Annotated in this window: 14 protein-coding genes; 10 read left to right on the top strand and 4 right to left on the bottom strand. The window is 38.1% G+C overall.

Annotated elements, in window-relative coordinates:
- Positions 1 to 805: 805 nt before the first annotated feature.
- Positions 806 to 1,393: a GNAT family N-acetyltransferase gene (locus JNUCC23_RS19540; protein WP_454213143.1), complete on the bottom strand. Its 588-nt coding sequence runs from the start codon at positions 1,391 to 1,393 to the stop codon at positions 806 to 808.
- Between the two features lie 108 nt (positions 1,394 to 1,501).
- Between JNUCC23_RS19540 and pdxR the strand changes: the two genes are divergently transcribed.
- Positions 1,502 to 2,896, top strand: coding sequence for a MocR-like pyridoxine biosynthesis transcription factor PdxR (gene pdxR / locus JNUCC23_RS19535; protein WP_454213141.1), 1,395 nt, complete (start codon positions 1,502 to 1,504; stop codon positions 2,894 to 2,896).
- A gap of 261 nt (positions 2,897 to 3,157) precedes the next feature.
- Here pdxR and JNUCC23_RS19530 read toward each other — a convergent pair whose 3' ends face one another.
- The 3 genes from JNUCC23_RS19530 to JNUCC23_RS19520 form a co-directional block, all read right to left on the bottom strand.
- Positions 3,158 to 3,583 carry a hypothetical protein gene (locus JNUCC23_RS19530; protein WP_454213140.1) on the bottom strand — a complete coding sequence of 142 codons (426 nt, stop codon included), beginning with the start codon at positions 3,581 to 3,583 and terminating at the stop codon, positions 3,158 to 3,160.
- Positions 3,584 to 3,784: 201 nt separating this feature from the next.
- Positions 3,785 to 4,987, bottom strand: a complete 1,203-nt coding sequence (locus JNUCC23_RS19525) for an MFS transporter (RefSeq protein ID WP_403075329.1) — start codon at positions 4,985 to 4,987, stop codon at positions 3,785 to 3,787.
- Positions 4,971 to 5,594, bottom strand: coding sequence for a TetR/AcrR family transcriptional regulator (locus JNUCC23_RS19520; protein ID WP_454213138.1), 624 nt, complete (start codon positions 5,592 to 5,594; stop codon positions 4,971 to 4,973). The genes JNUCC23_RS19525 and JNUCC23_RS19520 overlap by 17 nt, the downstream gene beginning before the upstream one ends.
- Before the next feature lie 296 nt (positions 5,595 to 5,890).
- On the opposite strand from JNUCC23_RS19520, the gene JNUCC23_RS19515 reads away from it, so the two are divergent.
- The 9 genes from JNUCC23_RS19515 to JNUCC23_RS19475 all read left to right on the top strand — a co-directional run bounded on the left by JNUCC23_RS19515 (position 5,891) and on the right by JNUCC23_RS19475 (position 15,529).
- Positions 5,891 to 6,523 carry an FMN-dependent NADH-azoreductase gene (locus tag JNUCC23_RS19515; RefSeq protein WP_454213136.1) on the top strand — a complete coding sequence of 211 codons (633 nt, stop codon included), beginning with the start codon at positions 5,891 to 5,893 and terminating at the stop codon, positions 6,521 to 6,523.
- Between the two features lie 1,011 nt (positions 6,524 to 7,534).
- Complete coding sequence (locus JNUCC23_RS19510) at positions 7,535 to 8,725, top strand: M14 family zinc carboxypeptidase (protein ID WP_454213135.1); 1,191 nt, start codon at positions 7,535 to 7,537, stop codon at positions 8,723 to 8,725.
- Positions 8,726 to 9,042: 317 nt separating this feature from the next.
- Positions 9,043 to 9,879: a peptidoglycan-binding protein gene (locus JNUCC23_RS19505; RefSeq protein WP_454213133.1), complete on the top strand. Its 837-nt coding sequence runs from the start codon at positions 9,043 to 9,045 to the stop codon at positions 9,877 to 9,879.
- A gap of 501 nt (positions 9,880 to 10,380) precedes the next feature.
- The gene (locus JNUCC23_RS19500) at positions 10,381 to 11,082 is read left to right on the top strand and encodes a polysaccharide deacetylase family protein (RefSeq protein WP_454213132.1); all 702 of its coding nucleotides are present in this window, start codon (positions 10,381 to 10,383) and stop codon (positions 11,080 to 11,082) included.
- Between the two features lie 15 nt (positions 11,083 to 11,097).
- Entirely contained in the window at positions 11,098 to 11,697 is a 600-nt protein-coding gene (locus JNUCC23_RS19495) for a DedA family protein (protein WP_454213130.1), read from the top strand.
- 165 nt (positions 11,698 to 11,862) lie between these two features.
- Entirely contained in the window at positions 11,863 to 12,999 is a 1,137-nt protein-coding gene (locus JNUCC23_RS19490) for an MGDG synthase family glycosyltransferase (protein WP_454213128.1), read from the top strand.
- Positions 13,000 to 13,116: 117 nt separating this feature from the next.
- Entirely contained in the window at positions 13,117 to 13,593 is a 477-nt protein-coding gene (locus JNUCC23_RS19485; RefSeq protein ID WP_454213126.1) for a hypothetical protein, read from the top strand.
- Positions 13,594 to 13,776: 183 nt separating this feature from the next.
- Positions 13,777 to 14,988 (top strand): TerD family protein, encoded by a 1,212-nt coding sequence (locus tag JNUCC23_RS19480; RefSeq protein WP_454213125.1) that lies wholly within the window; start codon positions 13,777 to 13,779, stop codon positions 14,986 to 14,988.
- Between the two features lie 142 nt (positions 14,989 to 15,130).
- A complete protein-coding gene (locus JNUCC23_RS19475) occupies positions 15,131 to 15,529 on the top strand; it encodes a hypothetical protein (protein ID WP_403075297.1) in 399 nt (132 codons plus the stop codon).
- Positions 15,530 to 16,060 lie beyond the last annotated feature (531 nt).

Here is a 16,060-nt window from a genome sequence, read left to right as displayed (position 1 = left end):
TTTTCGACATGTTGTCTGTACTCCTACTAGAATAATCCCTAATCCAAACGATGCTGGACAAACATTTACCCTTCTTGGATTCTAAAATATAATTAACATTGACAATAGGAACACCAAAGCAGCTATGGATGAACAATTTACTTTCCCTTCAATGACTGGACATTAGATACTACATGTCCGATTACTCATATGTATATTCATCTCTACTGATTAATAGCTGGATATGCGACTAGATTTATTAAAATGTGCGTTTGTGCTTCTAGTAAAAATATCTTATAAAGATGAGTGACTAGTTGTCTAAATGAAAAAGGTGCCCACCGACCTAGTTAGATAGACAATTAAAAATTTTAAAATGATACCGGTGGATATACAAATTTCATCGAGTGGATAGGAAACAAGCGGGTATCGGGCTACCCCTTTGACTTTTCGGAGATGGATAGCTGAACAAGAACAGAATATTATTTAACATTTTGAATGAAAATTTATAGCTTTTTTTGTGCAGTTACTCCTTATCGGAATTTGCAAGAGCTAATCTTAGAAGTAAAATCAGGAATATAGCTACCTACTCTCCATCATTACAAGTGACAGACATATAGAAAATAAGTGATGTTGTCATTTCTTCATACTTTATTTTGAACCAAGGAAAATGGGGAAAAAGAGTAATCTAAATATAGACTAAATTACTCTTTTTTTGACTAATTTTTGTTAATTCTACGTTAGCTTCTTAATTTTGCTTGCAACTTTTTCTATAATTAACTAAACATCTGAAAAAGGAACCCCTTTTACAAGATCTTTAAAAGGACTATCACTTTTCATGCTCTGACAAAAAGTCACGTAATCGTTGTCTCACACTTGGCCATTCATCATTTAGGATGCTATAGACCATGGTGTTCCTCATCGTTTTGTCTGTTAATCTTTTTTCTCTACGTAATCTACCTTCCTCCATAGCGCCCAAGCGAAGAATAGCCGCACGTGATCGAGCATTTCGTTCGTCTGTACGAAACTCTATTCGGCCTAATTTCCATGTTTCAAAAGCGTGTTGCAAAAGTAAATATTTGCATTCAGTATTGACAGCTGTTCTCCATTTAGACGGATGATACCAGGTTGATCCAATTTCTAAGCTTCCATTATCCAACTGGATGTTTCGATAAGAAGTGCTTCCAATAACCTTGCCTGTTCCGTTTTCAGTCACAACGAATGGATATTGCTTCCCCTCTTCCATCGCACGCAATCCTTGATTCATATAAGCAACAGCATCTTCACGAGAATAAATCTTCGTCACCAACCAGTCCCATATTTCAATGGGTTTGGACGCTTCATAAAATCCTTCGAAATGTTCTTCAGATAAAGGCAAGAGTGTAACGGTTTTCCCTGTTAATTTGATGTATTCCATACGATTCTTCTCCTTTTTTTAGCAAGTATGTTAGCATTGTAATAAAAAACTGGTTCTGGTATAAGAATCAGATTTGGTCTATTTAATAGAACCAGTTAGGAGAACGAGATGTTTGAAATGACCCCGCATTTTCAAAAAATAAAAAAACACCCTTTGTATCTTCAACTTTATGAGTATATTAAACAAGAAATACAAGAGGGAAGGATTCAAGCTGGAATGAAATTGCCTTCAAAACGAAAGCTGGCTGCTCATCTGAACCTCGGTTTGAATACGGTGGATGCGGCTTATCAGCAACTAATCGCAGAAGGTTATGTAGAGAGTAAGTTACGAAAGGGATATTTTGTGGTCGAGTTTGAAGAGGATGTTATAACGAAAAAGGACCCGATCCCTTCACAGCAATCCAATATTCCAGAAGTAAAGCCGGAATATAAGATCAACTTTAATCATGGAATAGTGGATATGGCACACTTTCCTTTCACTGTCTGGCGGAAATTACTTGTGAATACGTCCTGCCAGCATGAGTTATTCATGAATGGAGATCCTCAAGGTGAACGAAATCTTCGTGCGGCTATTACTGATTCTATTTTTCAATCAAGGGGAGTACGCTGTTCGCCTGATCAGATCATTATTGGAGCAGGTACACAATATTTGATGCAGCTACTTTGTTTGCTCCTTGGTAAGAATAGAACCTTCGCGATGGAAAACCCAGGCTTTCACAGAGTTCGTCAAGTATTTCTAGATTTTGAAAGGAAAATTGAAGGAATCCCATTAGATGAAGATGGGTTAATCGTCGAGCATCTACTTCGCATTCATGCTGACATTGTCTATGTGACACCCTCACACCAATTTCCAACCGGCACAATCATGCCGATTTCAAGGAGAATGGAATTATTGAAATGGGCGAGAGAAAAGCAAGCTTATATTATTGAAGATGATTATGATGGGGAATTTCGTTATGTCGGTAAACCAATCCCTTCCTTGCAAGGGCTTGATTCGGATAACAGGGTCATCTACTTAGGGACGTTTTCAAAGGCATTCATACCATCCATTCGAGTCAGTTATCTGATTTTACCACCTGAGTTGCTGAAGATATATCATCAAAAATTTAGAGGGTACAAGCATACCGTCCCGCGGATCATCCAAGAAGCACTTAATCAATTTATCGAGAATGGCCATTGGGAACGACACCTAAACAAAATGAGAACCATTTATCGAAAAAAGAACCATATTTTGACCGAAGTAATTCAGCAGCATTTCGGGGATCGCGTAAATGTAATTGGTGAGAAGTCGGGGTTGCATATTCTCCTGCAAATTAATAATGGATTGTCTGAAACTGAGCTTGTGGAAAAAGCATCGCAAGTAGGCGTGAAGATTTACCCTACTTCGCTGTATTATGAAAAAGGCAAATACAGTCATGAACCAACTGTCTTATTAGGCTATGGGGGACTATCACATGAAGAGTTGCAAGAGGGGATTTTGTTTTTGAAAAAGGCGTGGTTTTAAAAAAGTAAGCAAGTGATCGGATGAAAGTCATCATTACTATACAAAACAAATATGGCGTTAAAACGCCACCATTTGCTATGAAGAATGTATCATGAAGCATGCTATACTCACCTCATCTCAAAGGTGGCCGTGCGGAGCCTGAATTTGGGATGCCTTCTCAAATCAGTATACCTGATAAATAGATTGGCTATATTCAGAAGGCGCAAAGCTCCGTCCCTATGTCGCTCATACAAAAAAGAGACCTTAATCAGATCTCCATGCTCATTTACGATAAAGTTCCTTATAAGCGATAACTTTTAAAGCAAGTAGTTCTTCTTCAGATAACTTTCCTTGAAGGTCTGTAAGCACTTCTTCTTTAGATAGTGTTCCATCTTGAGCTTGCACTTTTATGTCCAGAAGTTTAGTTATGCCGACCTTTTTGACAAGAACACGTGTCGCTGCTTCTTTTGTCGTGAAAGGCAATGAACTTTCGTCAACAGATTTCGCTTCTTCTATGAATTTTTTCAGCTGTGGGTCATTTTCTACAAATTGCTTTACTTCTTCTGTTTGTCCATTTTTCTCTAGCTCAGTCGAAACAGCATCCATCAATTTTTGAGAGGCCATGTTTGTGCCGTAATAATAAATGGCATACCCAGCAACACCTACAAAGACTACTAGCACTACAATGAATAGTAAGAACTTCTTCATCGTCTCACTCCTAACTTAGAGATTACTATACTATAAATAATGGAGATAGAGAAGAATATCATTAGTCCCAATTTTTACAAAAGAGTGCTGTTACAAATTCCCCTTACGTAATCGAATTCTTTGATCAGGACTATTGGTTTTTGAATATCCTGAATTTGTTGAATGGTCATTACAATAAAGTTATTTAAAACTCTTACAATGCTATTCAACTAAGACTTCTACCATTTGTTTTTCTTTCCACATAACTGTAATACCGAGGCCAACGACCAAAATAACAGCAGAGAAAAGATAAGGATAGTGGATGTTTACGTCAAATAGTATTCCGCCTATGGATGGCCCGACGATATTACCTAAGCTCGTATAGGTTGAGTTCATCCCAGCAACAAATCCTTGCTCTTTCCCGCCAGCTTTTGACAAAAATGTCGTCAATGCCGGACGAAGCAAGTCAAATGCGAGGAAGATGAAGCAAGTTACCGCCAGTACGGCTACAAAGCTAGAGACCATGGTGGACGCTATCGCCAATATGGCACCTATAATTAAACATAATTGGATCAGTTTCTTTTCACCGAGTATATCTACCATTTTTCCAAACATAAATACTTGCACAACAACTCCGAAGATTGAGCTTATCGTAATAATAGTTGCAATGTCCTTTGGCGTGAAGCCGAATTTATGATCAGAAAATAGGCTGAAGACCGTTTCATATGCTGATAAACCGAAAGCAAGTACAAATACAATGATAAAGGCAATAAAATAGCGCGGATTAAGTGATTTTTTTAAATCGCCTATAAAGTTTGTTTGGTTAGTATCAGCAGAGATTTCTGCAAGCTGTTCTTTTGTTAGCGGCTCTTTTAAAATAAATATTGATGAAATGCATGCTAAAAAAGCAATGGCTGCCGCAACAAAGAAGGGCACGCGTATACCATATTCTGCAATAAAGCCACCGATACCAGGTCCTATAATAAAGCCAGTGCTAATGGCGGCAGAAATATAGCCCATCGCTTTTGGCCGTTCCTGAATGGAAGTAATATCTGCAACATATGCCGTAACACCTGGCATAATGAAGGCAGCACTAAATCCCCCTAGAATCCTTGATAGATAAAGCACCGATACGTTCGTGCCTGCACCAAAGATAAGTTCTGAAACACCAAAAAGAAATAAGCCGATAATGATGATTTTCTTTCTGCCGTAACGGTCAACCCAACGTCCTGCGAATGGTGACATAAGCAGCTGTGCTATCGCAAAAACGGCAACAAGATAGCCCATCGTACTTCCTGATAAATGCATGATATTCATAAAAGACGGCATAACGGGGATGATGAGTCCAATTCCTAGAAAGGCAATGAATAAATTGCTTAGAAGAATCATTAGGACCATCTTTTGTTCTTTAATTGGTTTCTTCATGTATGAACACCTCTTTCTGTATGGATGATTGATGTGAGATCCCTCTCCAAAATACTGTCCAAGAGGCAGCTAATTTAGCCTTCAACCGTTTGTCATCATTGCCGTATACAAGCTCAAGCATAATGGAATCGACTACACCTAAGAAAGCAAAGGTCGGAATTATTGCTTCATCACAGACGATTAATTTAGCGCTGATCCAATCCTGAAATTTACTTTCCAACATCGTCTGTAGCTTTTCCTCAATATCGATTACTTCCGCTTCGATTGCTTGTGCAAGATGTGCAGGCGGAAAAAAAGACATGCGTAGCCAAAACTTTAACTGCTCACTTTTTTGAAAAAGTTCGATGACCAATTGTAGAAATCCGTATAAATCTTTTTCAGGATTGTTTGAACCAACTTTACTGAAATATTGGCGTTTTGAAGATAGCTCTGTCTGTTTCGCATCACGTAAAACTTGAAGAAAAAGATCATCCTTTCCTTTAAAATGGGCGTAAATGGATTGCTTTTTCATGCCGACTTCTTCAGCTATAAGAGAAAGGGATGCACCTTCATACCCGTGAATTGTGAAATATTTTAGAGCGGCCTCCTTAATTTCATTGGTTTTCAATACTATCACCTCGAATCTAACGAACGTTCGTTAATTAGTTTAGCAAATAAAGGAAGTGTAAACAAGTGGAAAATTATATTTAGAGAGATATATAATTCAAATATATTTCACTATATGAAGCGGCATAAAAGTGTTAACGACCAAAACGAATGAACAAATGCTTATGAGATGCCGATTCCGTGTCTTTTGGGTTGTAGTTTGTGGTTGAGTCGTGTTTCGTTGACATTTACACTACTTTAATATATTATTAATTCGAGATAAATAAATTAACGATAAAAAAGGAGAGTTACAATATAATGAACGTATTAGTAGTAAAAGCAAATAACCGTCCAGCAACAGATGCTGTATCAAGTAAAATGTATGAAACTTTCATGGAGAACCTAGAAGGTGTTAACGTAACAACTTACGATGTATTTGCAGAGGATATGCCTTACTTTGGTCAAGATTTATTCAACGCCTTCGGTAAACTAGAATCAGGCGAAGAAATGACAGACGTAGAACAACGTATTTTAGCTGCCAAACAAAAAGCAATGGATGCATTAACTGCAGCAGACGTAGTTGTATTCGCATTCCCATTATGGAACTTAACAATCCCAGCTAAATTACAAACTTTTATCGATTATGTATACCAAGCTGGTTTCACATTCAAATATGACGAAAATGGCCAATTAGTAAGCTTAATGACTGACAAAAAAGCCGTTATTCTAAGTGCACGTGGTGGCGTGTACTCAACACCAGAAGCAGCACCTATGGAAATGGCTGCTAACTATATTAAAAATGTTGTTGGTGGCGTATTCGGTATGGCGATCGAACAAGAAGTTATTATTGAAGGTCACAATGCAATGCCAGGTCAAGCTGAAACAATTATCGCTGAAGGTTTAACAAAAGTTGCAGATGTAGCAAAAAATCTTTCAGCAGTGACGGCTTAATAAATCTGTATAGATGAAATCTTTGAAACGTATCATCGTTTTTGAAGATTTTCAAAACAAAGAAGGGTCTGACCTCGTACTCTAAATCAGTAAGTAGTGTTTCATACACGTCTCTTATACTGTATTTAGTTGTAGCGGGGTCTGACCCTTTGTATTTATCCACTTCTTTTATTCTACGCAATTTAGCTTATACATAATTGTCTTATAATCCTCTTAAAAAAAAACTTAATTCTCAACAAAATTAAAATTGCTATCCATGCTTACTTCTTAAGGAATTTTATCCCGCATTAACGGACAGTAAGATCCCCACCTCAAGGCTTAGAGGAATCGAAGAAGCGTAGGTGGAGGACAACTGCCCAATCTAGTTGCGGCTCCTAGCCCGTCTGAGGTCATAAGCTGTAATACTCTGTGGCGAACTACGCCACGCCGATTCCATCTCATCTTATGCTTGTCTTGGACTATCACAGGATGTGATGGCGTCTCTGTTGCTCACAGGACGTGAGCGATCTTAGGAGACGTTCCTTGTACCAGTCGCCTCACTTTTTGAAGTAAAAGTCCGATTGGTGAGAAAACTTACCTTTGTGGTTTTCAAAGGTTTAGTTGAGGCCCACAGGATGTGGGTCACACAGACGAAGACATGAGGACGGGGCGCACTTAGTCTGTGAATCATTGAATCAGATTCGTACTGTCGATTGATCGAAGTGGTAGCGAAGATCTTAGCGACAGTAGAACGGGACTAACAATCAGTGGGGGATGAAGAAAATCCCCACTGATTGAAGTTTCACTTTAATAAACATTCTTTTAATGCTACTGGACAAGTGGTGAGTGAAAATGGTGTTTTAATCTACTAGACGACGTGTACATATTTGAGCTCGAATAGATCTAAAGATTCCATTATCCCGCTTAATTTGATGGGAACATAAAAGGGTTCCTTCTTTCAAAACTAATTCTGATTCTTCCTTCATTGCATATAGTGTATATAGCAGCCTTGGTCAAACGAGGAGGAGAGCTATGGAAGTTATTGTGAGAGAGGGAGATTCCCTTTGGGGTTATAGTCAGTTATTCGGTGTGAACGTCCAATTAATTGTTGATTCAAATCCAGATGTGAATCCGAGCCAACTTACGATTGGGCAGAGGATTAAGATACCAGGATATGTTACGGTTGATTATCGTGTTGTTGCTGGTGATTCATTGTGGTCGATTGCAAATCGGCGGCATATCTCGGTTGAATCCATTAAGCTTGTGAATGCAAATATAAATCCGAATGCCTTGAAAATCGGCCAGGTGATACTTGTTCCATTACGAATTACTTGGCGGCTTGTGCAAGGGAAACAAAATTATGACTATGAAACAATGAAAAGAGATCTGACAAGGCTGCAGAATGTGTATCCTTTCATACAGATGCCCTCGATTGGAAATTCGGTGCTGGGAAATGAAATTCCTGAAGTGTTAGTTGGGAGTGGGAATAAGCGGGTTCACTACAATGGGGCATTTCACGCGAATGAATGGATCACGACACCTGTTATTATGACGTTTCTCAATGACTATTTATTGTCTTTGACAAACAACGTATCGATTCGTGGGCTTCAAACATTCCCGCTTTATCAGGAAACGATGTTGTCCATTGTGCCGATGGTGAATCCTGATGGAGTGAATCTTGTTTTGAAAGGACCGCCATCCATTGAACCATATCAAACGAAAGTAGTTGAGTATAATAACGGCAATACTGATTTTAAAAGTTGGAAAGCGAATATAAATGGAGTCGACCTGAATGATCAATTTCCAGCAGAGTGGGAAAAAGAAAAAGCACGGCGTAGGCAGAGTCCTGGACCACGAGACTATCCGGGCGAATCCCCCTTATCACAGCAAGAAGCAATCGCGATGGCTGCTTTGACGAGGAAGCGGGACTTTCAAAGAGTCCTTGCTTTTCATACACAAGGTAAAGTGATTTATTGGGGATTTGAAAATTTAGAACCGCCTGAATCGGAAACCATCGTGAAAGAATTTAGCAGAGTAAGCGGCTACGAACCAGTTCAAACCATTGATAGCTATGCAGGCTTCAAGGATTGGTTTATTCAAGATTGGCGTAGACCGGGATTTACCGTAGAGCTTGGCATGGGGATCAACCCGCTGCCACTATCACAGTTCGATGAAATTTATGAAGATGCACTCGGGATTTTGCTCGCTGGTTTGTATATGTAGAAGTAGGAGGGGGTCTTATAAGGGTCTGACCTCGCACTCTAAAACAGTATGAAGTGTTGCATACACGCATCTTTACTGTATTTAGTTGTTGCGGGGTCTGACCCTTTGCTTTGGGACAACGCTCCTGTTTTGCGTTTTCAGAAAGAAGTTAATAAAAAGATGAAAGTTTTTCTTGATCTAGTCTATCCGACTTTGACTATTCAGCTTATAAAGTAGTTGAATAACTAGTTTCACTCGCTATTTGCTGTAATTCATAGATAATAGTCCGAACCGGTTGTTCAATTTTTAAATAGGATAGTGGGAAAGGTGGGGAAAGAATGGTATTTAAAATGACATATGATCAAAGGAATTTGGATAATATTAACAAACTAGCAAACAACACACAAAAAGCCGCCTTACAATGGTACCAGTACTGTAGTGAACAGGAAATTGACCTGTTAATTTATGAAACGACAAGAACATTGGAAGATCAAGCAAGGAACTATCGATCAGGCGCTTCACAAACAATGCGATCTTATCATTTGGTAGGGCAAGCGCTGGACTTCGTACCAGTTAAAGACCGTAAGACTATTTGGAATGGATTTGGCTCGCCAAAAATTAAAAAGGCCATCGCAAAGGCGAAGCAACTAAGGTTTACGTGGGGCGGAGATTGGACGACACTTGTCGATAAGGTCCATCTGCAATATGAATATAGAGGATACGGCACAGATCCTTTTGGCAGTGGGCAAGAAGCAGTCACTGTTCCAAGTCCAATAAATGTAAGAAGCAAAACAATTATGAACATACAAGAAACAGTAAATAGTTGGTACGGAACCGGACTGAAAATGGATGAGAAATATGGGCCTACCACAAAAAGGGCACTTATAAAAGGCTTCCAAACAGAATTAAACAAACAATATAAGGCAGGGCTTACGGTTGACGGAATTTGGGGGCCAAAAACAAAAGCTGCCGTTCGAGTTGTTAAAAAAGGGGCAAGAGGCAATATCACTTACATTCTTCAGTCCACACTCTACCTCAGAGGTTTTGATCCACAAGGCATAGACGGCATTTTTGGAACAAACACGGAAATGTCCGTAAAGAGCTACCAAAGATCGAAAAACCTTACACAAGATGGAATGGCAGGGCGTAACACATGGAACGAGTTATTTACATAATATTTGCTAGAACAGAGGTTATCTAAAAAAAAATCTAACCCTTTCGTTACGTTACAGCCTCTTTTCTAGTTTAAAGAATGATAATGGATACCTCGGAAAGCAGTTCTAACTGAAGTGGCTTCCCCCTGATATTGTGATCATATGGGAGAATATGCGTCAAACCGAGATCATTCATAAAAAAAACACTTGAATTCCTTTACAGTTCAGGTTAAGGAAACACAAATTCAATCATACGACAATATTCGATATATGAAAAAAAGTAATATTGAACTATACCTTGACTACTTTACATACAGAAATTCCTTCGTATCATCCTCCGCCAGATCACGCGGTATCAAGTCCTTCATATAACCAAGCATTTCTGTCACCATAGATTAAGCCCAAAAAGTTAGGATTCAGGAGACTATAGAAAAACATATAATAAAACATTATAATAGGAAAAAAACGTAAAAAGACTATCTAGAATGAATAAATAGTAATGGGAAGGAACGGTATTTTTTCGTGATAAAGATCTTGATCATTAGTTTTATTGTTATTGTGTTACTTGTTCTTGTTTATTCAGTGCTCCCGACGCTACTTATTCGGATCTGCAACTTAGGAATAATAAAGACAGTCCAAAAGGAAAATAGGATAGCTCTAACGTTTGATGACGGGCCTAATCCTCAATATACGCCCCTTTTACTAGATATATTAAAAAGCTATGGTGTGAAGGCAACTTTTTTTGTAGTGGGCAGCAAGGTGAAAAGAAACCCTGAAATCATCAAACGAATGCATGAAGAAGGTCATGCAATTGGGATCCATCATTACGATCATATTTCAAGCTGGTTGATGTCCCCATTTAAATTAAAGGACCAGCTTATTAGAACGGAAAAAGCAATAAATGAATGCACACATGAGAAGGTTACTCTTTATCGGCCACCTTGGGGGCATTTTAATCTGTTTACATTATGGGGAAGTAAGAAGTATAAGGTCATCATGTGGTCGAATATTTTTGGCGATTGGAAGGTAGAGACGTGTAAACAAGAATTGCTCGATCAATTACGAAACACGACGGCAGGAGGCTCTATTCTTCTGCTTCATGACTGTGGCGAAACATTTGGTGCAGATCAAGAAGCACCGCACTATATGCTCGAAAACTTAGAAATTTATCTTAAGGAAATGACAGAAAAGGGAAGGCGTTTTATCACACTAAGCGAATTATAAGTAGATGAGGGTTATATGAATATTGATACGATTTTACATTATATAGATTTATACGGATATTTGATTATTTTTCTGTTTTTATTTTTGGGAATTGTAGGGATTCCTGCTCCCGAAGAATCATTGCTATTTTTAATTGGCGTTCTGATTGTTCACCATAAACTTAGTTTTGGTTGGGCTGTAGTAAGTTCCATTTCTGGTGCGTTTATTGGCATGCTTACAGCGTATGTATGTGGCAAATACATTGGTCTCCCATTTATCAATAAATACGGCAAGTACGTGGGGATAACCAACGAACGACTAGGGAAAGCGAGTAGTAAATTTACGAAAAATGGATACAAAACAATCTTGTTTGGATTTTATCTTCCGGGTTTACGTCAAATAAATCCGTATTTTGCGGGTATTTCCCATATACGTTTTGGCGGATATCTCTTATTTTCGCTGATCGGCTCGATTCTCTGGACCGTTCCATTCATCGTTGCTGGGTATTATATTGGTGGTACTCTTCCGATTAATCCTGCCTATGTACCCTATTTAGGTGTTTTGTTCTTAGCTCTTTTTCTATTATATGTTTCATTTAACTTTGTTAAAAAGAAGCTGAAATCCAGAAATAGGTAGTCGATTCAACGAATAAATACCCTACTAGTATCATTAAAAATTCATTTTAGCATGCCCTAAAAAATGATACATTGTAAGAGGAGAATGTCCTAAAAAATGTAGATCGTCTTTTTATGGTAAATGTATAATAGGATGGATGGTTTATGAAATTAGGAGATGACATATATGAAAAAAATCTTGTTTTTACCTCTCTTACGAATGCAGTCTGGACACCACCAAGTGGCAGACGCGTTAATGGATATGTTAAAAATGAGGACAACTGGGGTTGTTCTTAAAAAAATAGATTTGTTAAGTTATACAAACGAATCGTTAGAGAAAATGATTTCCAATGGTTATCTAAATTGGATTCGGTATGCGCCTGAAACGTATAATCTTGCTTATAAGAATTTTTTCTATGTACCCCCTACAAAAATACATTTCTTTAAATGGTATCAACATATATTCTTAAACAAAATGAAGCGATTGTTATCAGAGGAAAAGCCTGATTTAATTGTGTGTACACATGGCTTCCCTTCTTATCTACTAAGTCAGTTAAAAAGAAAAGGGAAATGTAACATCCCGACTATTAACGTGTACACTGACTTTTTTATCAATAATATATGGGGAAAGGAAGGCATTGATGTTCATTTTCTTCCTAGTCAAGAAGTGAAAGAATCCATGATAAGGAAGCACCAAATTCCGAATCAAAGCATGATTGTTACGGGGATTCCGGTACATGAAGAAATTATGACGACCGCTTGTATCCCGAAAAGCGTAAGTCGACCAAAGATCCTAATATCTGGGGGAAATAGCGGCCTTGGAGGGATATTAAAGCTATCTGAAGAGTTAAAGAAATCGAAAGGACTCGACTTCTATGTGCTTTGCGGCAATAATCGAAAGCTGTATGACGAAATCATTACTTGGGATTTAGACCATATTAAACCATTCCCTTATTTATCATCAAGATCAGAAATGAACAAGCTATATGAAGAGGTAGATGCAATCGTTACGAAACCTGGTGGTGTCACCATTAGTGAAGCATTAAGAAAAAGACTGCCAATTTTTGTTCATTCGATGCTTCCTGGTCAAGAGGAAATCAACCTACGCTATTTAAAAGACTCGTCGCTTGTATTCGAACTTGATCATAAACAATCATTTGAAACGCAACTGTTTAGTATTTTCAATGATCATGAAAAAATAGAACGTTGGAATTTGGCTGTTGATTCGTATCATTTGGGACTAGAGCTGACAAGTGCGGAGTATATGGTGGAAGTTATGCAAAGGTTCCTTGACCTTAGATTGGAAGTAGGTACACATGCTTAATAGGTTTAAAAATCATGAATGAACATCTGGAAAGAAAGAGGACGCAATCGTGGATAGGATACCATTTTGTCGCTCGTTCTAGAAGACTTGGGGATTTCGCTCTCAGGTAAAATCTTTTTGAGTACAGAATTTCTTTCCTATACGAACAAGATAAATAGGCTGCCTTTGGTAGCCTATTTATTACTATGGATCAATGAGTATGATACTCTCCTGGATTATGTCCATACATGGGGTTTTGCATCTGTGGATAGCCGTGATGATCCCATCCGCTGTGTCCGTGATGATATCCATCGTGATTGTAATGATGTCCTTGATGCCAATTATGCTGAGGGTGCCAATGTGGTTGCTCATGCATGTGATGATAAGGGTTCCACTGTTGATGATGCCAAGGTTGATGGGGATTCCAGTAATTCCGATCATACTGTCCGGGAAATTGTACATATTGAATTTGAGGGTATACCATCTCTCCACCTTCTCTTTCTTAGAATTCCATACATGATATGTGCGGATGTGGAAATAGAGTATGTCTACCTGGCAATTGTGCTGGGAACATCATCAGCTTTGATGAAGATGACAACCAGCAATAGGAGCTAAAACGTGTGGCAGCAACTAGTGATGGCAACTACGCGACATTAAATAATAGAAAGAAGAATTTGAAGAACTCGAATAGAAGAGAATTGACATTAGATATCCAATTTTTCCTGATGCTATGAAAATCATAGCCACACAGTATAATTGATAGTAGGAATAAAGTATTGTGATTAGGGAGTTGTGAATATGATACCTACTTTAATTAGAGGGCAAAAGGCTGATGTAACGAAGAATAACTATGGTTTGAGAAAACTAAGCGTGGGATTACACTGGGATGCTCAATTGAATATGGAGATCGATGCTTCTGCTTTTATTCTAGGTCAAAATGGAAAAATAACAAAGGAAGAAGATTTTATTTTTTATGGACAACCTGTGTCTAGTTGTGGATCTGTTACGTTACGACAATCTAATTCAGGGACAGATAAACAAGAATTCCTGATTGACTTGGATAGAATATCCACCCATGTACAAAAAATTGCTTTTTCGCTGACGATTCATCATGCTGAAGATAGAAAACACTTTTTCCAGGCAGTCTCAAATATGTGGATTCGCCTAGTGAATGATGAGACAAAAATGGAATTCTTGCGCTTTCCGATTACTTACTCCTTTACGGATGAAAGTGCCATTATCGTAGCGGATTTGTATAGATACTCGAATGAATGGAAATTTAATCCCGTTGGGGCAGGATATTTTGGTGGATTAACAGCTTTATGTCAGGATTTTGGTATCGATGTGGAACCAGAAATAACAACGACACTGGTTGCTGAACAAAAGCAAGTATCGCCGGAATCTCAACCAATACCAGCTGCTAAACCGATTAAAATAGAATTAAAGAAAAAGCAATCCGTTAATATCAAAAAATCTAAAACGGTAACTGCAACACTTGAATGGGAAACAGACAAAGATTTGGACCTTTATTGCTATTATGTAACGGACAATGGAAGTGTGGGTAAAGTCTATTACCGAGATCTAGGTTCCTCTTCTGTGGCTCCTTATATCGTTCTTGATGGAGATTCACAGGAGTCAGGGAAAGAAACGATTCGTATTTTTCGACCGGAAGCATTACGGTATGTAATGTTTGCTGCCTATAGCGCGGTTAGTAACGGTGCTGGCAGTTTCTTCTCTTTGAGGGCGAAAGCGGTTGTTGACAACCATATGGGAGATGTAGTTATTGCACCTTTATTAGAAAGAAATGACAATGCATATTGGGTGTGCATCGCTCATATCGATTTCACGAATCCGAAGGAAATGAAGATCTCTCATGTTGAAAGCTATTCAAAAGATCATTCTGAAGCTTCGCCAGTATTATATGAAAATGGAAAGTTCCGTATGGATGTAGGACCCATTGAGTTTAAAGATGAGGTGGATTATGATATCTATTTTGGACAAATGCCATGAGTTGATCCAATAGAAGAATTATGAACAAAAGGACATAAATCATTCACACGAAATTTTATTAAACAAAATGATCAAGTTAAGGTATATCTCCCCTCCTAACACAATATGATGAACTATCAATAGATGGAATGAGGGGAAAGAATTGAAAAATAGCGAGAATAACTTGATTACAAGAGACAAGCTGGCTCAATTCATTGAGCTAAGTCGCAAGAAAAAGGAAATAGAAACTCAATTAGATGATTTAAAAAATGACTTTAATCAACACTTTGATCAATCAGTCGGAAAACTTGTTAAAGGTGATCTGATGATAAGTGATTACAAAGTGCAAAGACAAATAAGAACAACAGAAAAGTTTGATCAAGAAGTTACAGTTCATAGATTAGAAGAGTTGAATTTAACAGATCTTATTCAGAAAAAACCGGATGAAGGGAAGATAAAATCTGCCATACATCTACGTTTATTGAGTGAAGAGGATTTAGCAGGCTGCATAAGCAAAAGTTTTTCGCAGGCTATTTATGTGAAACAGGTAGATTCAAAATAAGAATGGCTTCGGGGACACTATTAAACTATTTTTAATGATAAAGTGTGTAGAGTTACGGATAGCCCCTTTTGGACTACGTCTATTTACGAGATATTAAGAACCTTGCAGCTTACACTATTCACTTTTGAAAAATCAGAAATCACAGTCGAATAAAAAGGGGATAAATGTAACGTAGGTATCGAAAATGATGCTTCTTTTTTCTGTTTATCCCTGTTTAACAGGCTGTAAAACCCCCACCTCAATTTTGGTGAGAGAATCAAGAAATAAATAGGTGGGGGATAAACAGCCTGTAAATCCCCGATTGGTGAGATACAGTGAAACTTACCGATGCGTAAGCAGAGGTTTAGTTGAACCAATCGGGTTCGTAGTGTCGCTTTATCGGAGATTTAGCGACAGTAGAACGGGACTAACCATCAGTGGGGGATAAAAAAACCTCCCACTGATGGAAGTTTCACTTTATCAGCCAGATCCCATCGAACTACTATATGAACAGATCATTGGTTAGAACTTTATCATTTAACAGAGAGAATC

Source organism: Peribacillus sp. JNUCC 23, assembly GCF_053653995.1.
The sequence above is the reverse complement of the archived record's forward strand: the minus strand, read 5'-3'. Positions and strand labels throughout refer to the sequence as shown.